Source organism: Cystobacter fuscus DSM 2262 (genome assembly GCF_000335475.2).
GTDB classification, from domain to species: Bacteria; Myxococcota; Myxococcia; order Myxococcales; family Myxococcaceae; genus Cystobacter; species Cystobacter fuscus.
Map to the genome: position 1 here is coordinate 339,907 of NZ_ANAH02000066.1, position 20,160 is coordinate 360,066.

The 20,160-nt window shown below is 64.1% G+C and carries 18 protein-coding genes; 14 read left to right on the top strand and 4 right to left on the bottom strand.

The window, feature by feature from the left end:
* Window positions 1-37: 37 nt before the first annotated feature.
* Window positions 38-331 carry a PLP-dependent transferase gene (locus tag D187_RS42025; protein ID WP_002625270.1) on the top strand — a complete coding sequence of 98 codons (294 nt, stop codon included), beginning with the start codon at window positions 38-40 and terminating at the stop codon, window positions 329-331.
* 127 nt (window positions 332-458) lie between these two features.
* On the opposite strand, the gene D187_RS56035 is transcribed toward D187_RS42025, so the two are convergent.
* Window positions 459-1,883 (bottom strand): hypothetical protein, encoded by a 1,425-nt coding sequence (locus D187_RS56035; RefSeq protein ID WP_155893968.1) that lies wholly within the window; start codon window positions 1,881-1,883, stop codon window positions 459-461.
* A gap of 744 nt (window positions 1,884-2,627) precedes the next feature.
* Between D187_RS56035 and D187_RS42030 the strand changes: the two genes are divergently transcribed.
* Window positions 2,628-4,238, top strand: a complete 1,611-nt coding sequence (locus D187_RS42030) for an anti-phage phosphoesterase (RefSeq protein WP_002625268.1) — start codon at window positions 2,628-2,630, stop codon at window positions 4,236-4,238.
* 6 nt (window positions 4,239-4,244) lie between these two features.
* The gene (locus D187_RS42035; RefSeq protein WP_002625267.1) at window positions 4,245-5,093 is read left to right on the top strand and encodes an HAD family hydrolase; all 849 of its coding nucleotides are present in this window, start codon (window positions 4,245-4,247) and stop codon (window positions 5,091-5,093) included.
* A gap of 469 nt (window positions 5,094-5,562) precedes the next feature.
* Here D187_RS42035 and D187_RS42040 read toward each other — a convergent pair whose 3' ends face one another.
* Window positions 5,563-6,834, bottom strand: a complete 1,272-nt coding sequence (locus tag D187_RS42040; RefSeq protein WP_162159759.1) for a DUF3644 domain-containing protein — start codon at window positions 6,832-6,834, stop codon at window positions 5,563-5,565.
* A gap of 376 nt (window positions 6,835-7,210) precedes the next feature.
* Between D187_RS42040 and D187_RS56040 the strand changes: the two genes are divergently transcribed.
* The 5 genes from D187_RS56040 (at window position 7,211) to D187_RS53325 (ending at window position 12,558) form a co-directional block, all read left to right on the top strand.
* The gene (locus D187_RS56040; RefSeq protein WP_002625265.1) at window positions 7,211-7,378 is read left to right on the top strand and encodes a hypothetical protein; all 168 of its coding nucleotides are present in this window, start codon (window positions 7,211-7,213) and stop codon (window positions 7,376-7,378) included.
* Window positions 7,379-7,443: 65 nt separating this feature from the next.
* Window positions 7,444-8,286 carry a DUF2381 family protein gene (locus D187_RS42045; RefSeq protein ID WP_081714066.1) on the top strand — a complete coding sequence of 281 codons (843 nt, stop codon included), beginning with the start codon at window positions 7,444-7,446 and terminating at the stop codon, window positions 8,284-8,286.
* Window positions 8,287-8,302: 16 nt separating this feature from the next.
* Window positions 8,303-10,102 (top strand): serine/threonine protein kinase, encoded by a 1,800-nt coding sequence (locus D187_RS42050; RefSeq protein WP_002625263.1) that lies wholly within the window; start codon window positions 8,303-8,305, stop codon window positions 10,100-10,102.
* A gap of 549 nt (window positions 10,103-10,651) precedes the next feature.
* Window positions 10,652-12,085, top strand: a complete 1,434-nt coding sequence (gene sitA5 / locus D187_RS42060; RefSeq protein WP_438356978.1) for a SitA5 family polymorphic toxin — start codon at window positions 10,652-10,654, stop codon at window positions 12,083-12,085.
* Window positions 12,082-12,558, top strand: coding sequence for a DUF2019 domain-containing protein (locus D187_RS53325; RefSeq protein WP_081714067.1), 477 nt, complete (start codon window positions 12,082-12,084; stop codon window positions 12,556-12,558). Before sitA5 ends, D187_RS53325 begins: the two co-directional genes overlap by 4 nt.
* A gap of 233 nt (window positions 12,559-12,791) precedes the next feature.
* Here the strand turns inward: D187_RS53325 and D187_RS42065 are convergent, their stop codons facing one another.
* Complete coding sequence (locus tag D187_RS42065) at window positions 12,792-13,064, bottom strand: hypothetical protein (protein WP_020918651.1); 273 nt, start codon at window positions 13,062-13,064, stop codon at window positions 12,792-12,794.
* A gap of 394 nt (window positions 13,065-13,458) precedes the next feature.
* On the opposite strand from D187_RS42065, the gene D187_RS59010 reads away from it, so the two are divergent.
* Complete coding sequence (locus D187_RS59010) at window positions 13,459-13,806, top strand: Imm52 family immunity protein (RefSeq protein WP_281171834.1); 348 nt, start codon at window positions 13,459-13,461, stop codon at window positions 13,804-13,806.
* 4 nt (window positions 13,807-13,810) lie between these two features.
* The gene (locus D187_RS42070) at window positions 13,811-14,527 is read left to right on the top strand and encodes a hypothetical protein (protein ID WP_043434250.1); all 717 of its coding nucleotides are present in this window, start codon (window positions 13,811-13,813) and stop codon (window positions 14,525-14,527) included.
* A 115-nt stretch (window positions 14,528-14,642) separates the two neighbouring features.
* On the opposite strand, the gene D187_RS42075 is transcribed toward D187_RS42070, so the two are convergent.
* Complete coding sequence (locus D187_RS42075; RefSeq protein ID WP_002625258.1) at window positions 14,643-15,296, bottom strand: TetR/AcrR family transcriptional regulator; 654 nt, start codon at window positions 15,294-15,296, stop codon at window positions 14,643-14,645.
* A 57-nt stretch (window positions 15,297-15,353) separates the two neighbouring features.
* On the opposite strand from D187_RS42075, the gene D187_RS42080 reads away from it, so the two are divergent.
* The 4 genes from D187_RS42080 to D187_RS42095 all read left to right on the top strand — a co-directional run bounded on the left by D187_RS42080 (window position 15,354) and on the right by D187_RS42095 (window position 20,157).
* Window positions 15,354-16,073 (top strand): nitroreductase family protein, encoded by a 720-nt coding sequence (locus D187_RS42080; protein WP_002625257.1) that lies wholly within the window; start codon window positions 15,354-15,356, stop codon window positions 16,071-16,073.
* A 168-nt stretch (window positions 16,074-16,241) separates the two neighbouring features.
* The gene (locus D187_RS42085; protein WP_002625256.1) at window positions 16,242-16,943 is read left to right on the top strand and encodes a phytanoyl-CoA dioxygenase family protein; all 702 of its coding nucleotides are present in this window, start codon (window positions 16,242-16,244) and stop codon (window positions 16,941-16,943) included.
* A 76-nt stretch (window positions 16,944-17,019) separates the two neighbouring features.
* The gene (locus D187_RS42090; RefSeq protein WP_002625255.1) at window positions 17,020-18,876 is read left to right on the top strand and encodes a chondroitinase-B domain-containing protein; all 1,857 of its coding nucleotides are present in this window, start codon (window positions 17,020-17,022) and stop codon (window positions 18,874-18,876) included.
* 204 nt (window positions 18,877-19,080) lie between these two features.
* Window positions 19,081-20,157: a TrbL/VirB6 family protein gene (locus tag D187_RS42095; RefSeq protein ID WP_020918653.1), complete on the top strand. Its 1,077-nt coding sequence runs from the start codon at window positions 19,081-19,083 to the stop codon at window positions 20,155-20,157.
* Window positions 20,158-20,160: the final 3 nt, after the last annotated feature.

Here is a 20,160-nt window from a genome sequence, read left to right on the forward strand (position 1 = left end):
TGGAGCCCTCAACCGCTGACTGGCGGACAGGCCCGAGGTGAAGGAGGTGTTCTACCCGGGGGCGGGCGCGGTGGTGTCCTTCCGGCTCGCGCGCGACGAGTGGGCGGCGCCCTTCGTGGAGGCGCTCCAGTTGCCCCTGCTGGGTGTGTCGCTGGGGACGGTGGAGAGCATCGTCACGGTGCCGGCCCGCCACTCGCATGCGTCCGTCCCCGTGCCCGAGCGGCAGCGGCGCGGCATCACCGATGGGCTCATCCGCTACTCGGTGGGGCTGGAGGACCTGCAGGAGGACCTCGCGCTCGCCTTGGGACAAGCGGTGCGCGTGGCGGCGTGAGTGTTCAACCCAAGCCCCCGGTCCACGGGGGCAGGGGCGAGCCTTCTCGTGTCTTCCTTGGAGTCGCATCCCGGCCGTCCTTGGGAGAAGGCCGGGATGAGCCCAAAAGGAACACGCCCATCAAACATCATGGAGCCGTCCAGCCGAAAGCCAACGCATAGTTCTTGAGCTTCGTAAGACAGTACTGAGCAGCCTCAGACCTATTGCCCGAGTCGAGAAACTCGCCCGAGCGCCAAGCATACTCAATACAAAAAACCTGCTCACCAATTTTCATTGAATTATCAGGAATTAAAGGCAGCCCTTCAATGGACTTCTCATGCTGCGCTTCTGAGATCTTGATGTTGGCAGATGCGAGAAAAATCTTAAGCGCTTCCAGCATTGCCCCATTCAATTGCTTGTCTTTTCCCACAGTCCAGATCCCCTGTTTGGCCATAGCGGCGAACGCCGCCTTGGCTTCTTCAGGGGGTCGCCCCCGCGTTTCATACGCAGTCGCAGTCGAAGAGGACATGTACTTGCCCAGGTCGGTGCGTCGCACATATTCCGCGACACGCGACTGATCTGCCCTGGGGAGTTTGCTCTTTGATTTCTTGGTAAGGGCATTAAGCTTTTTGACGACGTCTTCGGGACCGAAGCGCCGCAAAACAATCATGCTGGTTGACGGCGGCAAATGGAATGCCCGTGCATTGAGCTTGATGATAGACTGGGTCAGCAATGCTCGCCTTGCAGCCCACCACTTTCCAATGGCGCTGTCTTTTGTTGCATTGAGAAGACCATTCGCATCAAGAAGACCATATTTACTAGGCGTCGTCAGGTGCGTCAGTGCACCCGCTTCAATGCTCTCCGAAACAAACGTGATCAACAGGTGCAGTGGTTTTTGAGTCGATGCCCGCAACTCCGCAGCTTGTTTATCGAAATCAATAGAGATCTTCTTAAGAAACTCCCCTAACGTAGAGTGCTTATTGGGATCATAGTTCTTGGGGTTGATCCCCAATTCCTCGAGAGATGTAATCTCATTGCAAAGATGGAGGACATGCATCGCTGTGTCCTGCCAAGTATTTCGAGGAGGTCCCTTGGCTTCAAAAGGGAGAGAAATTATCGTTGCGCCTGCGATTTGCTGAAAGTCTTTTCCAATTTGATGGGCAATTGATTGGGATGTTTCAGGCCATACAACAATCGCCTTGTTTCCTGTCTTCGGAGATCTCAGAAAACGCTTAATTTCAGCAAGCTCCCTCTCGGACGGCGGAGCACCCTCTCGGTTATCAACATTGATTGGGAGAATTCGATGATCATCCAACGAAGTAAGTTCCCGTCCCTTGATGGCTGTCGCCTGTAGTGATTCAAACGTAATGGTGGATGACTCTGGATGTTCAAATGTCTGGCAAAAGTACTCTGGAAGAAAGGCGCTGAGGCTATTGGCCAGCGTCGTTTTCCCAGTTCCTGTAGGACCAGACAAGGGCAAGAAAAAGCCTTCTCCTCGAGTGTCCACGCTATGCGCAATGCTGCGCAACCCGAGCAGGACTTCATCAGGAGGCGCGATGAGCAGTTCGGCCACGCGGCTGCCCAACAGAGAGGACAAGCGCTCATACCGATCTGGAAACTTCAGCTGACTCAAGATGTGCCTAGGTGCTTCAGATGGCATCGCGTAAACCCTAAACTTTCTATTGAACAACTAGGAGGCTGACAGAGCAGCAGCCAAGTAGCAAGGGCAGGCCGTCCCTTCTGCCCTCCTTGTACTTCCAAGTTGATGCATGCTGCGTACGCGGTCACGCAGTTGTAGGTAATCTACGAGAAGAAGCTCTCGTCGGACGCTACTGCCCTGTGCATGGCCTCAGTAATGGTGTAAGTGTCTGTCGGACAGTGGCGCATGGGGCGAATGGGAGGCTTGTTGATGGGGAGGTCTGCTGCAGAGGGGCGGAGGAGGGCCGCTGACGGGTGCCGCCGAGCTGTGCGCTCGTCCGGTAGAGAGGCCGTGCACCCCGCAGTTGGTGCGCGCCTGCTTGGGCCGCGCTCCCCTCAGGAGCGAATCAGGGGGCTTTGGGGTCTGTGGGCAACCACGACCTAGCGTTCAACTCCACGCGAGCTGCGGTGGCCCCTGCGCTGGGGTCAACCTTGGATGTCGCGTGGGTAGTTCCATGTGCGCCCGTCCTGACGCTCTTGGTAGCGCTCGGGCCGGGGATAGATGCAGGAGGCGGGCTGCGTCTGGTCCCTAAGCCCCCAGTAGTTGCTGCCCATGCCTGTCGGGCTCGCGTATGGTGGGCGGATAGCGCGTCGCACGTGCCCATCGGAGGAATGCGCCTTGACCGAACTGAAGATCAATGCGGTGATTTTGCGCTTCAGGGATCTCGTCACGCCCCCTGGCGGCACGATCCGGCAGCACAAGCAGATCCTTGATGATCAGGGCTTCATCTGGTGGGGTTGGTGGAACAAGTCGGGCGAGGCCGTACCCGAGCGGGTCTTCGCGGAGCTGAAGGAGCGTGCCCTGAAAGACGGGTTGACGGTCTATCTCTTTGACTCAGGTCACGAGCGTGTGTACTCAGCGACCTGCAAAGACATCCAATGGGCCACCGCGCGTGCGCGAATGGCCTCGCCGGACCCCAAGCGGACACCCGAGTACTACAACGAGCAGCAATACCTCGCTTGGTTCAAGCTCAAGGATATCAATGAAACGCCGCTTGATGAGAAGGTGCTGAGAGCCCTTAGCTACGTGCGCGTCAATGAATTCTTCGAGGCAGGTACCTCCCACTACGCCCCGTTCTATGACAAGCGAATCTTCTCGTTAGAGGAACTGCGCGAACAAGATCGGACGATCTGGTTCGTACGTGCCGCGACGGACCAGGATCCGAGCCACCAAGTCTCCCTGCTCCATGCGCGAAGCTTGCAGCCCGCCCACTTCCCGATGGAGTACTTGCATGCCAGCGGGCCCAGCCTGCTGTGGCTCTCCGACACTCATTTCTCCGTCGATGGGCACCATAGGTTCCCAGACAAGTCCAACGTGCAGAAACAGAACTTGGCGCTCGCGCTCGATCAACTGCTAAAGAACCAGCAGGCCTCGCTGGGAGGAGTGCTCCTGTCGGGTGACATCACTTGGCGCGCAGCACCAGAGGAGTTCGAAAAAGCCCTTGAGAGCCTGGGCACCCTCACGCGAAAACTTAACCTTTCATCCTACCAGATCGCCATCTGCCCCGGAAACCACGACCTCGCGTTCTCCGAGAACCCGGCCGAGAAAGGGGGACCGGTGAAGGAGGTGGGCCCTGCCTCACGCAAGGCCTTCGATGATTTTTATCGCGCCCTGTATTACCTTTCGCCCAATGAGCACCTGAGTTCGGGGAGGCGATTCCTGCTCAAGGGCTCCGTTCCCGTGGAGGTGGTCTGCCTCAATTCGTCGCTGCTCCAGCAGCAATCTGGTGCATTCCAGGGGCACGGCTTCGTGGGAGAGCAGCAATTGCAGGACGCGGCACGCGCCATGGGGTGGGTTCCCGGAGAGGAAACCCGGGCGGTGCGGATCCTCATGATGCACCATCACCTGATGCCGACGACCTACCGGGAAGAAGCCTGGGTTGGTGGCCGGTACAGTGCGGTGCTTGACGCGGAGGCGGTTGCCCGGTGGGTAACCGAGCACCGGGTGAGGCTCGTGCTTCACGGGCACCAGCACCAGCCTTTCTGTACGAGAATCGCACGGCCCTTGAATGTCGAGCAGCCCTCTGGGCCCTGGCATGAATTCTACGTCTTGGGCCTGGGAAGCTCTGGTGTCGAGCTATCCCACCTGGGCGAGAGCAAGAACAACACGGTCGGGCTGCTCACGTTCCATGCCCGGGAGGTTACGGTTCGTATCCAGACTGTCGACCCGACACACCCCTCGAAAGAACTCTGGTCCTTTAAAATCCCCTACACGCCGCCAGATAGGTAGGGCCCCATGCAACTCCTCATCACCGACCTGGACAACACGCTCTACGACTGGGTGACCTTCTTCTCGAAGGCCTTCCAGGCCATGATACGCGAACTCTCGGGCCTCCTCGGTTGCTCGGAAGACGAGCTACTAGAACAGTTCAAGGCCGTGCACCAGCACTATGGCAATTCGGAGCAGCCGTATGCGGTCCTGGAGCTGCCCGCCGTCCATGCGCGATTTGGCCATCTGTCACGTCCGGAACTCCTCCAGGCTCTCGATCCGGCGTTGCACGTGTTCAATCGCGCCCGCAAGCAGCACCTCCGCCTATACGACGGAGTCGAGACGACGCTGGCTCGCGCGCATGCGGCGGGTACCGTGATCGTCGGTTACACCGAGGCCATCCTCGAAAACGCCTACTTTCGGCTAAAGTCGCTCGGAATCGACAAGTACTTCCACCACCTGTATTGCCTCGAAGGGCGCTGGAGCGGGCACCCGGATGCGGCACGAGAGGAGGTGCTCCGCCCTCCTCTGGGTTTCGTCGAGAGGATCCCGCTCTCCGAGCGCAAACCCAGTCCCCGGCTGTTGCTCGACATCTGCCAGCGCGAGGGTGTGAACCCCCGTGATGCATGGTACGTCGGAGACAGCATCACCCGGGACATTCGTATGGCGAAGGAAGCGTGCATCCATGCGGTCTGGGCCAAGTACGGCACCCGGTACGAGCGTCACCTTTGGGACCTGCTCGTGCGCATTACCCATTGGACGGATGAGGCCGTGGCACAGGATGTCCGATTGCGCGAGGACTCCGTAGGCATCCAACCCGATTTCGTCATTGACTCCTTCGCGGAACTCGAAAGGCTCCTCGGGCTCTCCCGGTAACGGAGATAGCCCAGGAGCAACTTCGTCAGGAGGGTCACATTGAGGGCTCAGACGGCCCAATTCGGTTCAGTAACTCGCGGACGCGAGCTGCAAGCGGCCCCCGTCTCTTGGGGCTCACGAGAAAACGTAGGAGGGAGCGCGAGTGGGGAGAACATGAGTGGATGTACCGGCGCAGTCTGCCGAAGGGGGCGGTGCTGTATGCGGCGTTGAGGGTCAACCTCACCACGCTGTCGGCGGAGGCAGGCACGGGAGCGCGGCTAGCCCCGGTACGTGGAGCTGAGGAGGTGTCAAAGAACTCGTTGCGCTACCTTCCGCTCCCCGAGTCGTATCTACGAGTCGTCTGACACCCATCTCGGAGCCAACCTCGCACTCGACGTGGGCAGTTCCAGGTGAGCACAAGGGCGCCTACCCACCGGGTACCATCACGTACGCCAGCACCTGCCTACGGCATTCATAGTGGGCACAACTCTCATGCTACAGCTTTCTTTTTGCCCTTCTTCTGCACGCTCGCGCTGTAACTGGTCAGCACCTTCTCCAGGTATGCAGGGTCTGACTTGAGCTTTGCCACGCAGAACTCCACTGCCTTCTTGGAATACACGTGGTATTTCATCGGGTGGATCATCTCGTGGTGGTACTCGTTGTTCGACTTGCGCCAGTTCTCAACGTGGCACACCGCGACAAAGCTGTGCATTGTAAACATTTTCCCGGTCTGCTTCGCGACCTCCACAGCGGCGCCAGTTGCCTTGTAGGGGTACTTATGCTCAATCGGCACGGCCTTTTCGATGATCGTGCCTTCGTGTGAAGCATCGTTGCCAGGAACGAGCTTGATGTCGCCCTCGCTCTCCTTCTTCGTCAGGACAAGGCTGTAGCCAATCGGGACCGCGAACGCGACGTTGTCCTGCTTCTTGATCTCCGCCGAGATGGTCTTGAGTAGGCCCGCGATTTCATCGCCCGTAGTCTGCCCGTACATCTGGCGGAGCGTGATGACGTCGGGTTCGGTGTCGAAATCCGACACGAGCGAAAGCAGTCCTGCAGAGCTGACGGGGAAGAGTGGGTGTCCGGTGGTAGCGAGGAATCGACGAGCGAAGTTCATCACGCCGGACTGGAAAACCCGAGACATTACGCCTTGGAGTTCACGCATTAGCAGATGTGTCGCCTCGTGCCGGAACTCAGCAATCAATCCTACGTTCTTGCGCACGGGATCGTTCTCCTGGAATCGCTGGTTGAGTGCTACCTCCAGGCTGATGGTTTCTCGTCGCTTTCCCTTCTCTGCCGGTGCGCGGTAGATTTTCTCTTCACCGCTTGCTTCGATGATCTCTGCCTTGAGTAACTGTTCCCAGGCCATGCAAAACAGCACGCAAAAGCCGTCGAGGCGGTTATCGAGTGAGGGCCGGTTGTAAAGTTCCAGCGCCAAGGTCATGTTGTCCTTGGCCTTATGCAGGAGAGCTCGCGCGAGCGGGTTCTTGCAGTTCGCCCCGAATTCTCGTGCTTGATGGTTCTGGCTGACTCTCCGATGAAAGGTCGGCTCGTCCAACTCAGCCGCCGCAGTGACCAAGTACTCGGTCTTGCTCTTCTCAGAGAGAAACGGAGCGTAGACACCCTTGCTCCAATGGGTCTTCCAAGTGGAGGCCTGCCACTTCGTCACTTCTAGGATCTGCTTCGAAGTGACGGTCTTTCCTCGGTTCGCCTTGATGAGTTCGAACAGGGCTTGATTCGGCGGATTTAGCTTTCCCGTGGACACCGGTTCCCCCTCCTTACAAAGCTCGTAACCTACCGATGCAGTGACGGTTGGTCTAGCACTACGGCGAGAGCACCTTATTGACCTCCAGGTCGCACCGAGGACGGCAGCGCAACTCGCCACGCTCGACGTGGCCCGCATCCTATCCTTCAGGGTTGTTTCACCTGGGGAAAGGCCAGCGCCATGGCGAATGAGTACCGAAGTCCTGGGGCGGGGGAGGGCGGCGGTATGCAGCTCGAGGCTCGGCGGAGTTCGCGGGGCAGGCCATGGGCTTCGCATGGGGTGGTGCTGGTGCTCCTCGGTCTGCAGACGGCGTGCGCGACGGGCTACCCCACGGGCGGGATGCTCGCTGGCCCGACGTGCCACTGGGGGCCCGTCCATGCGAGAGGACGGTGCACGAGGGGAGCGCGCCGGTGATGCCCGGGCCAGGCCCTATGCGGAGAAGGTGCGCCCCCTCTCTCGGCTGGTGACGGCGGTGGTGCTGACGGTGGGCACGGCCGGTGCTGGAACTGCGAAGGAGAGCCGTTCTGGTTGCGGCATCTGCTAGGTTCGTGACTTCGGAGGTGCCCAGCCCTGACCCGACTTTTCCCGTGGTTGCCGCTCACGCTTGTTTTGACTGGAGCCACAGCAGCAGCTCAGCCCCATCCCCCCGCCCGCGAGCGCCAGGAGCGGCGTGTGACTCTCTCCGGCAACCCGGAGGAGGCCGGGCCGGAGGTGAGTGTGGCCGCCGGTACCGCCACCTACATCCGCTTCGACGCTCCCATCGACAAGGCCTCGGTGGAGGTGGAGGGTCGGCCGATGCGCTTCCGCTGGGTGGATGTCGGGGAGCGTCTGGTCGCCGTGGAGCCCTCCGTCGACCTGGGCGTCGAGGAGAAGCTGGTGGTGCGGGTGCGCTACAAGGACGGAGCCTCCCCGGCGGGTGCCACGCTCGTGCTCGCCTCCCACCCCACGCGGGTGGACAAGGAGGTAGAGGTGGTGCGCCGCCCGCGCACCGTCGAGACGTTGGAGGCGGCGCTGGCGGAGAAAGAGGCGGAGCTCGCGACACTTCGGGCCTCGAGCGGGCTGGCCGGGCTCGTGTTTTCCGGGCGGCTGGACCCGTACGGGGTGCAGGCCCGACGCATCATGAGTGCACCCGAGGGCGCGTGGGGTGGGCTGAAGGTGGCGGACGGGGTGGGGTATCGCGCCAGTTCCTGGGCTCTCGCCGTCGTCCGTGTGCGCAACCTTCCGGGGCAAAGCCCCTGGAGGCCAGGCGTGGCGCGGCTCATCCGTGCGGACGGCACCGCCGTGAAGGTCCTCTCCGTGGACATGAACAAGGCACAGCTCGCGCCGGGTGAAGAGGGCATCGTCACGGTGGAGCCAGAGGCCCCCTCCTGGGAGGTGGGCGATGTCTTCCGCCTCGAGCTGCTGGACAAGAGCGGCGTCCGGCCCCTCCCCGCCCTCGACGTGGCTCTCTAGAAAGGAGGCAGACCCCATGACGATGGAATCCCTGCACCCGGACCACCTCCAACCCGGCCATGTGGTGGGCCCCTGGCTGATCGTCCAGGTGCTGGGCCGTGGAGGCTCCTCCCGCGTCTTCAAGGTGGAGCGCGACGGCCGCCCGTACTCCATGAAGATGGGGCTGCGCCCCATCACCCAATCCAAGGAGGGCTTCTCAGAAGAGAAGTACGTCGAGGAGAAGAGCGCCTACCGGCAACTGGCGCGCGAGGCGGCAGCGCTCTTCACCTACTCGTCGCACCCCAACCTGCTGCGCGTGTACGGGGTGGACTTCTGGCCCAACCCCGCCCAGGGCTATCCCTTCCTCATCACCGACTACGTGGAGGGGGACACGTGGCACGAGTGGCGCTGGCGCACGCCTCCGCACGCCATTGGGCTGGTGGACACCTTCAGTGACGTGGTGCGAACCGTGGGCGTACTCCACGCGCGCGGCGTCTACCACCGGGACTTGAAGGCGGAGAACATCCTCATCCGCCGTGCGGACGGCCGCCCCTTCCTGATCGACTTCGGCACCGCGCGGCTGCCGGGGGCGCTCACGAAGACGCTGGGCCTGCCCGAGGGCGTCCTGCACCTGGTTCCGCCCGAGCTCCTGGCCTACACCCGCACCGAGGCGTGGAAGCGAGGCGAAGCCTTCCAAGGGGGCGTGGCCGCGGATTTGTACGCCCTGGGGGTGTTGCTCTACCAGGGCCTCACGGACCTGCACCCCTTCAATCCGGAGTTGCCGGACGAGGAGCTGGTGGCCGCCATCGCCACCCGTCCTCCAAAGGCCCCGCACCTCCTCAATCCCCTGGCGCCGCGCTCCCTGAGCGACATCGCCATGAAGCTGCTGGAGAAACGGCCCGAGGACCGGTACCCGGACACCCAGGCGCTGCTCGAGGCGCTGGAGAAAGCCGCCGAGAAGGAGAGGCAGTCCCCTGCCTGGAGGCTGCCGCTCTACGCGGTTGAGGGCAGTCCAGCCGCGGAGCCAACGCCCCAGGAGGTAGCGGTCCAGCCAGCCCAGCCGCCGGATACGGCGTCCGCGGAGCCAGAGGAGGCTCAGCCGCCTGAGAAGGAAGAGTCCCAGGCGGCTCCTCAGGAGCCCCCCGCTGCACCTGCCCGCCCGAGGCGCACAACGTGGCCCAGGGTCCTACTCGCGGGTCTGATCGTGCTCGGCCTTGCCTTGTGGCTGGTGCGCTCCACACTCGCGCCCCCACCCGAGGCGCTGCTGCCTGGGTCTGGCCCCGAGAAAGGAAGCCCACCTGTGCCCACTCCTTCGCGCTCTGCCCCTTCGAGTTTCCTCGCCGCCTGGCTGTGTGCTGTCGTCGGCGCCGGCTGCCCCGCCGCCCAGGTGAAGCCCCCGGAGCCCGCTGCCTGCCCCAGGGAGGCAACCGAGGCCATGTTCAAGGAGTTGAAGATTCGGCTGGGCAGCGAACTTCGGGCTGTCGTGGATGTGAACCAGCCGAGCGGCCTGGGCGTACCGGGGGTCTACCAGGATGGACCCGTCGTCAGCCAAATCGTGGAGGGCGATGGCAATATGCCCGAGGGGACGCTGCTCCACGGCCGTCTCTGGACAGGCCCCGGTATCTACGACACGTATTCCGAGATGGATGTGGATAAGAAGCGCCCGGCTGTCATGGGCCGCTACACCCTGGCCGTGCTCCCTGATGGTCGACAGTACCCCGTGTGCATCATCCTGGGCGACCATGTCGGGCGCGTGCCCAAGCGTGAAGGCTCCAAGGAAGGAGCCGCCGTGCTGGGCCGGGAGCAGCCGGTGAGCGCTGTCTGGCGTTGGCCGTGAGGGGGCCCATGGGCGCCGCCTGCGTTGTGTGCCGAGGCGGCGCTCTGATTTGACTCTGGGGAGGTGTCAAAGAACTCGTTCCGAGTTCCCCTACGAATCGTCTGACACCTGCCTGGAGACACCTGCCTGGAGGCGCCGAGCCCTGGACAGCGGCGGGGCTGAGTTGAAGGACTCGGCGGGCGTGGAGGTGGAGCTTTCCGCGTGGCAAGATTCGGCCATTGCCCCTGGTGCCCTGGGCTTTGTAGTGGTGGGCGCCGAGAGGGAGCCGGGGCAACTCACCTGCCCCTGCACCCTCAAGCTGAGGGAAGCGCAGGGGCCCCGCACCGTCACCCTCGGGAACGTGACGTTCCCGCCTGTAGAACAAGTGAGCGAGCAAGGGAAGGCGCGTGAGTAGTGCCGCCGCTCCATCCGGCCCGAGGGAAACACAACCTGCGTGATGGGCTCCCAGTGCCTCACCAGACCCGGCGTCTTGACCGAGCTGCCTTCCGCTCTCTGTAATCGGCGGGTTTGGCCTTCCAGCTCGGGCGGCTCGCCCGGAGAGGTGCGGCAATGTCTAGGCGTTCTGTCGATACTCGCCCCGTGGACACACGGCGGCCCTTGCGCGTGGGGGCGCTGGCGCTGGCTGCGCTGATGCTGTTTACAGCGTGCGCCACGGGGGCCGCCATGGGCACGACGTACCGTTACCCCCCGAGCGCGCCGCACGACTCGCCCGAAACGTGGGCGCTGGAGTCGGAAGCCGAAGGCGGGGGCCGGGAAGAGGCTATCTTTACCAAGCTGCCAACAGACTTCGCGCCGGTGCAGGTGAGTGACGCCGAGTTTTCGGCAACCATGACAACGCTTTGGCTCAACATGCCGCTTCGGGTGGCCGCGTCCCGCCCCCCGTTGTATGTGGGCCGTAGGCTGGCGTTGGCTTCCGCGCCCTTGAGCGGCAACGCTTGGCAATCAGGCCTGGCCCGGTCCTATGGGCAGTTTTGCGAGCGGTGCGGCACTCCAGGGGATTGTCTGACGCTGTTTGAAGATGGGTCCCGCTTCCAGGATGATGACATGCGAAGCCTTGCGCTTGCCCTGGCGGTTGGGCCAGCCCTGGAAGGCGTAAACGCGGAAGTGCGGGCCATGCTCGACCCTACACGAATGTTCGCGATGATTAGCATTAGCATCACGTCTTATATGGCGCTGCTGTTGGCGCCAGTGCCCGAGCCGATAACAAAGGGCGCGGCCCTGGTGTTTAGCGCCGCCTTGTGGGGCTATCTTGGTTATGAATTCTTCGACCTGCTGCGGGCCTATGCGCAGCTTTACGAGGATGCGCCCCGGGCCTCTACCTTTGCGGAGTTGCGCGAGATTGGCGAGCGTTTCGGGCGTGTCATCGGTCCCAACAGTGTGCGGATTCTCGTCATCGTTGGGACGGCGGCGATAGGTGAAACGATGGCCCTTGCTTCCAAGGCCCCGAAGCTCCCCGGATTCACGCAAGCGTCGGAGAGAGTCGCGACTCGTACCGGGTTGGGCCTGCTGGAGACGGCAACCGGAGCCGAGCGCCTTATTGTCTCTGTGCCAGAGGGGACGATCCGCGTGGTGTTGGCGCCTCATGCCGTGGCCATGGCTGCCCGGGGCGTTGGCGCTGGGAATCCTGCGCCGAGTCGGGGTAAGCTCCTGCCGAACGGACACAGGGCGTGGGGGTCGTTTGGTGGCTTCAAGTCAGCTATGGGGAAGGCGGGCCCCGGAAAGGAGTGGCATCACATCGTGGAGCAGACTCCGGGCAACGCGAAGCGGTTCGGGGGCGAGGCCCTGCATAACACCGAGAATGTCATCGCACTAGATAAGGCGGTTCACACACGGGTTAGTGCTCTCTTTTCTAGAAAGGTGCTCAGGATTACGGGCTCAAGGATTCTGACGGTGCGGCAGTGGCTCAGCACTCAGTCCTATGAGGCGCAACGGGAATTTGGCCTGCTGGCCATTCAGAACGTCAGGAGCGGTATTTGGCCATGATTGATGTGCAAGGTCTTGTGGCGGAGTTTGCGCGGCATGTACAGGCAGAAACCGAGGCGGCTTGGCGGGGCGATTCCAGGACGGCGAACAAGCACGTTGATCAGTACTTAGCCGTGTTTGACAAACTGCGGGCTCATGGTGACACCGGACGGGATGCACTCGCGGTGCTCTTCACGCATCCACGAATGGACGTGCGTGTGTCAGCGGCGGCGCTGCTGTTGCGCCATCGCACGGCGGAAGCCAAAGCGATTTTGGAGGAAGCAGCGAAGGGCGAAGGACTGGTCCCTTTTGAAGCATCCCAGGCGTTGAAACGCTGGGAAGAGGGTACATGGGCCCTAGACCCTGCCGACGATGATGCGGGGTCGCCCGAAGCGACCGGCCCGGCAGCGCCTGGCAAGCGCAGCCGACCGCGCACGGAGCGCGCCGCGCCTGACAAACGGAGGGGGAGCAAGCGGGACAAACGCGGCGGTTGATCTTGAGAAGAGCGCGCCAGTGCCGGGCAGGCGAAGCTCGGGCCGGTGGAGGCCACCAGGGCAGCCACGGCGGTGGGGAGGTGTCAAAGAACTCGTTCCGAGTTCCCCGACGAATTGCCTGACACCTGCCTGGCGGCCTTGGGACAAGCGGTGCGCGTGGCGGCGTGAGCGGTCCACGACGAGCCAGGATTCGAGCCGAGTCCCCGTGCTTTCATTTGCCGCTCCCAGACCGCTCATTTGTTCTGGCGGTAGAGTTCCGCGATCTGCTCATCCGTCGGCGGACCGTCCAGCAGGAAGATTCCCCTCCTCGCCAGAGGGAGTTCCAACTCAATTGCCGTGCGAACCTGTGCTGCCAGAAAAGGGTCGTCGGGAAACCGAGCCGCTGCCTCGGCCACAAGTTCCGGGGATTGAGCGAGCGCCTCGAGTTTTTCTACGTCGTGTCCTGCCTCGGTACGAATCGCCTTGATCTTCGCACAGAACCACAGCGCGCTTTCCTCCGTCTTCATTTCACACCTTCGATCCTTTGAATTGCTTTTCAAGCGCGGCGATGATTTTGCTGAAAAGCAGCTCGAGCTCCGGCAAGCTTCGAAAGGGCTCACACAGCCTCATCTGCCAGAAGAACACGGCATCGATCTCACGGCGCCGTTCGCCGGTAGTTCAGGAGCGCCAGGGCCAGGAGCAACTCGTCACTGTCAGATTGAGGCGTTGTCGCGGGCCTCTTGACCGCTTTCGTCTCATCCGCGGCCCAGAGTCCAGGCTCCTTCGTCGGCGGGAGCACCCGAGTGTTCGGCGAACGCGCGATGGGCGGCACCTGCTCGCCCGGCTGGCCGACCACGGGCGCCCCTGCTCCTGCAGGGACGTACTGGGGAACAGGCACCGGGAGGGACGGAGCTGACGCCGGTGCGGGCGCTACCGCCTGGGCGTGAACCGCCGTGGCGACCAGCACCCCGAGCCCCAGCACACGGGAGGTCATTCCGAAGATGCCTACTCTCAAAGTCATGCACGTGCTTCTATCCCCGTCTCCACCACCCTGGCAAGGCCCTCTCCCGGGGGCCTCCGCCCCCCTCATCACCAGCGCTGCCTGCGCCCGTGCGCGTGGATCCCGTAGGAGACAAGGGCTCGCTCGTCATCCTGAATTCCGAGCGGCTCACCCCAAGCAATCCCGAGCACGTTGCGCTCGCCTGGCGCATTCAAAAGCTGTTGGAGGAACTCGGAGGGTCCTTTGGACAACGCCCCAGAAAGCCGTGAACGCATGAGCCTGAAGAGAGTGTGGGTGTGGACGTGCGTGCTGGGACTGCTGGGCTCCGGCTGCACCGCGGCCCGCGAGGCCGCCACCCCGGTCCCCGTGGCGGCTCCCGCGCCTTCCACCCCGGCCTGCCCGGAGTCCATTGCCGCGGACGCGCCTCTGGAGGCGGACTACGGCCCGCGGAGCCATGCCCGGCGCTGGCTGCCTGCGTTGGCGCCCTCGGAGTTCGCCTTCGTGCCCACCAACGCCGTCGAAGAGTCCTTCCGCCAGAGGCTGGAGCTGGCGGAGGGCTCCGTCGAATTGCTCGCCCTGGAGGAGCGCTCCCGCCCTGTCACCGACGGAGGCGCGGCCCTGGTGATGGCGCGTCCGGTGGCCGGCGGCTTCTGCATCATCAACACCTGGGCCACCTGGCAGTCCACGGAGGTGGATGTGTCGCTCGCGGGCTCCTGGGAGTCTCCTGACCAGCGGATGGCCATCCTGCTGCTCAAGCTGGAATTGGCTCGGGCCGCGGGCGGCGAGGAGACGCGGTGGGTGGTGCTCGGAACCGATGGCGACCGGGCGTGGATCGCTCTCGGTCAGCCTCCCGCGCACCAGCTCATCGCCCCCTCCGTGTCGCTGTCTCCCAAGAAGGATCAGCTCTACCTCGACGTGAAGATCAAGTACGTCAACCGGCTGCGCTTGGGCCCGGATGGGCACTTCGTCCAGGCCGCCAACAAGCGCTGAACCTCGCCGAGGCCGCCGAGGAGGTGTCAAAGAACTCGTTGCGCTACCTCACGCTCCCCGAGTCGTACCTACGAGTCGTCTGACACCCATCTCGGGATGTTCAACAGCGCCCAGGTCAAGAAGGCCTGACGGCGGTTGCTTCGGCGCTGCCCCCTTCAGGGGGAACCCCGTCGCGCCGGTCGAGGTAGCGCTCGAGCAACGTCACCAGCTCGGCCTTGAAGCGCGGCGAATCGAGCAGCGCCGGTCGCTCCGATGCGGCCTCGTCGATGACGGCCTGCGCCGCGGTGCGCGCGACGAAGCCGGCGAGTTCGAGATCGGGTACGTGCCGCACCAGCGACGGATCCCACGCGGATGCTGAAGGGGACGTGGCCGTGGCGAGGCCGAGTGCGCTGCTGCGCGGGAGTTCCTGCTCGAAGATGCGATGGAGCTCCCCGTTGGTCTTCCGCTGGCGAATGAGGGTTTCCACGCTCGCGGAGAGCGCCTCGTGCAACGTCTTGGGCGGCGGTCCCTCGGCATGGCAACCGCGCAACTGCTCGAGGTGGCGGCGCCGCAGCTCGGCCACGATGGCCGCCTTGTTCGGAAAGTACTGGTACAGCGAGGCGATGTTCACGCCGGCCCGCTCGGCGATGGCGTTGGTGGTGAGCTGGTCCCACCCCGAACGGGTCAGAATGTAAGTCGTCGCTTGCAATATCGCCTCGACCGTCGCACGCGAGCGCTCCTGCCGGGGCTGCTTGCGCGGGAGCAGAGCGCTTCGTCGTCGTTTCGCCATGGTACCTCGAGGGAAAGCAAGTGGCCGTAAAGTAACCAATTACTTATTTCTGGTGCCATGACCAATGACGATGTCTGGCAGGCCTTCAAGGCGGTGAACGAGCGGCGGCGCGCGGTGCGTGACTTCGATGGGCGACCGATTCCCCTCGCGACGCTGGAGGAGGTGGTCGCCGAGGCGCTCAAGGCGCCTTCCAGCGGCAACCTCCAGCCGTATCAGCTCCACGTGGTACACGAGCCGGAGCTCAAACGCGCGGTGGCCGAGTCATGCAACGGGCAGCGCGCGGCGATGACGGCGAGCGCGTTGGTGGTGGTGGTGAGCTCGCGAGCCATCGCCCTGCGCACCCTGGGACAGCTCGAGGTCGCGACGGGGCCCGGCTCGTCACTCTCCGAGCGCTCGGTCGCGTATTATGCGCGCGGGCACCTCCTGTTGCGCCGCTTCTTCCGCTTCGCACCGGCACACCTTTTCGGCGCGCTGCGCATCGCGGTGTCCTTCTTCGCTCCAGTGCTTTCGTTGCTACCTTTCGGGCCCGCTGGCGTGCGTCACTGGCTCGCGCGCAACAGTTTCTTCGCCGCGCAGACGTTGATGCTCGCCGCGGCCGCGCGCGGCCTCGACACCTGCCCCATGGAGGGCTTCGACGCGATGAAGGTGAGCCGGTTGCTCGGGCTTCCGTGCGGCAGCGTGGTGCCGTTGGTCATCGCCGTCGGCCACCGAAGCGTCGATGCGCGCGTGGAACCGCGGCTTCGCCGAAGCCTTGCCGAGGCGGTGGTGGTGCACTGAGTCCAGCGAGGAGGTGTCAAAGAACTCGTTGCGCTACCTCACGCTCCCTGAGTGGTACCTACGAGTCGTCTGACACCCATCGCGGGCCGCGGGCTGGACAAAACTCTTTTCTTCCAAAGTCGTCCTCATAATAGGGGAGTGGGGCACGGTTCATTGGGAGGCACTGTCATGCACGGGGAACTGGCCGCACGCATCGAGCGCGAGGGATTCGCCCTGCTCCCGGAGGCCGTGCCGGACGCCGGTGTCGAGGCCCTGCTCGCGAGGCTCTCCACCCTCTCTCCCGGGACGGAGCCCCGGCGGCGCGGAGGGACTCGTCAGCTCTTCGAGGCCGTGCCCGAGGCCCGGGAGTACGCCCGCTCGGGCGCGATGCGCGCGGCGGCCGAGGCCGTGCTCGGGCCCGGGTGCTTCGCCGTGCGCGCCCTCCTCTTCGACAAGACCCCCGAGGCCAACTGGAAGGTCATCTGGCACCAGGATCTCACCATCGCCGTGCGCGAGCGTCACCCGGTCGAGGGTTTCGGCCCCTGGTCCGAGAAGGCCGGCATCCCCCACGTGCAACCGCCCACCGGGCTGCTGGAGCGGATGGTGGCGGTGCGCCTGCATCTGGATGACTGCGGCGCGGAGAACGGCCCGGTGCGGGTGCTGCCCGGCTCCCACCGCGCGGGGCGGCTCGGCCCGGACGCCATCGCCGCCTGGCGCGAGCGGACCGCGCCCGTCGATTGCCTCGTCCCTCGTGGCGGGCTGCTGGTCATGCGGCCCCTGCTCCTGCACGCCTCCTCTCCCGCCACCGCTCCGGCTCATCGACGCGTGCTCCATCTGGAATACGCGGCGGAGTCCCTGCCGGAGGGGTTGGAGTGGTACGAGCGCTGGTAGGGTGCAAGTTGTTCCAGTAGAAACAGGAAATCATGTATAGCGGGCCGACACTGTGACGCACCTCCGAGGAATGCACATGGCACGTCGGCAACTTGTGATCGGCTCGAGCTTGCTCCTGGGTCTGACTCCCTTCCCGGGATTCGCGGCGGATGAGCGGTTCTCCATTCCGCCCACCTCCGTCACCGCGAGCACGGATGATGGCAACATCCCCGCCAATACCGTCGACGGAGACCTGACCACCCGCTGGTCCGCGGAGGGAGATGGACAGTGGCTCCAACTCGACCTGGGTACCCCCAAGAAGGTGGCCTTCGTGAAAATCGCCTTCCTCAACGGCGCTTCGCGGACCTCCACCTTCGACATCCAGACCTCCACGGACGGCACCACGTTTTCCACCGTGCGCTCGAAAGCGACGAGCAGCCTGACGAGCAGCCTCCAGACGTTCGACTTCCCGGATGTCGGGTCCGCGCGGTACGTGAGGCTCGTGGGGTATGGCAATTCCGCCAATGCCTGGAACAGCTACCTGGAGGTGGAGGTTCACGGGAGCGCCGCGGAAGCGCCCTCGGGCAACATCGTGAACGTCTCCACCGCTGCGCAACTCACCACGGCCCTCGCCAGCGCGACCGCGGGCACGACCATCGTCCTGGCGGACGGCACCTATACGAACAGCGGCGCCTTCGTCCTCAAGGGCAAGAACGCCACCTCCTCCAGTCCCATCACCCTCAAGGCCGCGAACCGGGGCAAGGCCATCATCTCCGGCGGCGCCTCCCTCCAGGTGACCAGCTCCGCCCACGTGGTCATCTCGGGCCTGAAGTTCACCAACACCGGCAACAGCGCCATCGTGCTCGATGGCTCCAACAACATCCGGGTCACCCGGAACACCTTCGCGCTGATCGAGGACGGCACCCAGATCAAGTGGCTGCTCATCAAGGGCTCCGGGAGCCACCACAACCGGATCGACCACAACGACTTCGGCGGAAAGAGCAACATCGATCCGGTCATCGCCCTGGATGGCAATTACTCCACGCAGATGACCCAGTATGACGTGATTGAGTACAACTACTTCCACGACGTCGGGCCACGCCTCTCCAACGGGTTGGAGACCATCCGCCTCGGCCTGTCCGCCCTGTCACTGCTCGATGCCCACGCCACCGTGCAGTACAACCTGTTCGAGAACTGCGACGGGGACCCGGAGTTCATCTCCATCAAGAGCGGCCACAACACGATCCGCTACAACACGATCCTCACGTCGCAGGGACAGCTCACCGCGCGGCACGGAAACAACAACAGCATCTACGGCAACTTCATCCTGGGTGATGGCAGCAAGTCCGGCGTGGGCGGCATCCGGCTCTACGGGACCGACCACAAGGTCTACAACAACTACCTGGCGAAGCTGACCGATGACGCGCTCCTCATCGACGGGGGCGATTTCGACGGAGGGCCGACCTCCAGCACCTATACCGCGAGCGATCTGAGCAAACACTGGAGGGTCTACCGGGCCGAGGTCGTGAACAACACGGTCGTCGACAGCACGGCGGGCCTCCTCATCGGGAGGAAATATACGTACGCACCGGTGGACTCGAAGGTCGCCAACAACCTCATCCGGAACACGACGGGCACCCTCTACAACGAGTTCAAGACGAGCAACACCCTGTTCCAGGGCAACATCGGGTACGGCTCGGCCCTGAGCAACAAGTCGCGGACGTCCAGTGAGATCCGCAACGTGAATCCGTCCCTGACCGCGGTCAACGGTCTGCAGAAGCTGAGTTCCACGAGTCAGGCCATCAACGCGGCGACGGGCGCGTACACCTACGTCGCGGAAGACATGGATGGGCAGTTGCGCGCCGCCAACGACGTCGGCGCGGATGAGTACTCCACCGACCCCATCGACCACTCGCCGTTGTCGGCGGCCGATGTCGGCCCGAATGCCCCTTGAGAGAGCCTCGTCACCGTGCCGGCCCTCCGTCCGGTTCCTCCCGGTGGGGGCGCGGACTTCCCTCTTCTCGAGAATTGGCAAAAGTCTTGCAGAAAAGATCCGCAACTTCGTGAGGCCGGGCGCGATAATGGGTAAGTTCCCCGCGATCAGGACAGCGTGGCTCCTGGTTGTTGTCGAAATCGCTCCCGCCTCCAGGGTTTCTCCATGTCCGGCTCCATTCGTTCTCAGCTCCCTGGCCTCTTCAAGACCGCCCAGAAGTCCCTGGCGCAGGTGTCCAACCCCACCCCGAAGCTCGTGGGGGAGTTGGCTTCTGGCAACGCCAGCGTGAAGCAGGCGCTCTCGCAGCTCGGACAGATGGATGGCTTCGCGAGCGTGGCCAGCGGCAAACAGAGCCTCGCGCTGGCCGCCAACAACGCCCTGGGCTTCGCCCACAACGCGGCCGGTCTGGCCCAGAGCCGTACGGGTATTGGCCAGAAGCTGATGAGCGGGGTGCTTCAGTCCGGGACCGTTCCGGGCGGCATCCTGCATGCCCTCGCGATGGCGCGGACGCCGCACCAGGCCACCACGAAGCCAACGGGCCACTCGGGGTTCACGGGACCCATGGCCCAGGGCATCGCGGGCGCGGTGAGCTCGCTGGCCCATGGCGCCGCGAGTGGACACGGGCCCATGGCCCAGGCCATCGCGAGCGCGTTGAGTTCGCTGGCCCATGGCTCCACGAGCGGGCCGAATGGGTTGCAGCATGGGGCCGCGAGCGCGTTGGGCTCGCTGGCCCACGGCGCCGCGAGTGGACACGGGGGCCTGGCCCAGGGCCTCGCGGGCGCGGTGAGCTCGCTGGCCCATGGCGCCACGGGCGGGCCGAATGGGCTGATGCATGGGACCGCGAGCGCGGTGGGCTCGCTGGCCCACGGCGTCGCGAGTGGACACGGGCCCCTGGCCCAGAGCCTCGCGAGCGCGGTGGGCTCGCTGGCCCACGGTGCCACGGGCGGACAGAATGGGCTGATGCACGGGGCCGCGAGCGCGGTGGGCTCGCTGGCCCACGGCGCCGCGAGTGGACACGGGGGCCTGGCCCAGGGCCTCGCGAGCGCGGTGAGCTCGCTCGCCCATGGCGCCACGGGCGGACAGAATGGGCTGATGCATGGGGCCGCGAGCGCGGTGGGCTCGATGGCTCATGGCGTCGCGAGTGGACACGGGCCCCTGGCCCAGGGCTTCGCGGGCGCGGCGGGTGCGCTGGCTCAAGGCCTGGTGGGCTCCATGGCCAAGAACTCCGCGAGCGGGCATTGAAGC

Bases quoted from the DNA above. Each gene is read 5' to 3' on its own strand.
- D187_RS42035 (WP_002625267.1), top strand. From the start codon at position 4,245: ATGCAACTCCTCATCACCGACCTGGACAACACGCTCTACGACTGGGTG.
- D187_RS56040 (WP_002625265.1), top strand. From the start codon at position 7,211: ATGCGAGAGGACGGTGCACGAGGGGAGCGCGCCGGTGATGCCCGGGCC.
- D187_RS42050 (WP_002625263.1), top strand. From the start codon at position 8,303: ATGACGATGGAATCCCTGCACCCGGACCACCTCCAACCCGGCCATGTG.
- sitA5 (WP_438356978.1), top strand. From the start codon at position 10,652: ATGTCTAGGCGTTCTGTCGATACTCGCCCCGTGGACACACGGCGGCCC.
- D187_RS53325 (WP_081714067.1), top strand. From the start codon at position 12,082: ATGATTGATGTGCAAGGTCTTGTGGCGGAGTTTGCGCGGCATGTACAG.
- D187_RS42065 (WP_020918651.1), bottom strand. From the start codon at position 13,064: ATGAAGACGGAGGAAAGCGCGCTGTGGTTCTGTGCGAAGATCAAGGCG.
- D187_RS42070 (WP_043434250.1), top strand. From the start codon at position 13,811: ATGAGCCTGAAGAGAGTGTGGGTGTGGACGTGCGTGCTGGGACTGCTG.
- D187_RS42075 (WP_002625258.1), bottom strand. From the start codon at position 15,296: ATGGCGAAACGACGACGAAGCGCTCTGCTCCCGCGCAAGCAGCCCCGG.
- D187_RS42080 (WP_002625257.1), top strand. From the start codon at position 15,354: ATGACCAATGACGATGTCTGGCAGGCCTTCAAGGCGGTGAACGAGCGG.
- D187_RS42085 (WP_002625256.1), top strand. From the start codon at position 16,242: ATGCACGGGGAACTGGCCGCACGCATCGAGCGCGAGGGATTCGCCCTG.
- D187_RS42090 (WP_002625255.1), top strand. From the start codon at position 17,020: ATGGCACGTCGGCAACTTGTGATCGGCTCGAGCTTGCTCCTGGGTCTG.
- D187_RS42095 (WP_020918653.1), top strand. From the start codon at position 19,081: ATGTCCGGCTCCATTCGTTCTCAGCTCCCTGGCCTCTTCAAGACCGCC.